The following is a 313-nucleotide window of genomic DNA, read 5'->3' as shown; positions in this document are numbered from 1 at the left end:
CTCCGCGGGGAATATTGGTCCCGCGGCTTCACTCGGACCCGTAAATGTTGATGTAACCGCACCGACGACCGATGTCGCCATCACCGATCCGGAAGGAGACAATATCCCGACAGCTTCCGGCACGACGGAACCGGGTTCGACGGTTGTGGTGACCTGGCCGGACGGCACGACCTCGCAGGTGACGGCGGATGGCACGACCGGCGCATGGACGGCGACGGCCCCGGCTGAACAGCCCGATGGCAATGTGACGGTTGCGGTGACCGATCCTGCAGGCAATCCGGGAACGGGAAGCGGCACGTGGACTTCGAGTGAC

1 protein-coding gene is annotated in these 313 nt (G+C 64.5%); it reads left to right on the top strand.

Annotated features, from left to right (window positions below):
• A partial coding sequence (locus SB719_RS19455) for an Ig-like domain-containing protein (protein WP_412159645.1) occupies positions 1-313 on the top strand: 313 nt, incomplete at both ends.

The sequence above is a fragment of the Pantoea sp. SIMBA_079 genome, from assembly GCF_046940275.1.
GTDB lineage: Bacteria > Pseudomonadota > Gammaproteobacteria > Enterobacterales > Enterobacteriaceae > Pantoea > Pantoea borealis.
The sequence above is the reverse complement of the archived record's forward strand: the minus strand, read 5'-3'. Positions and strand labels throughout refer to the sequence as shown.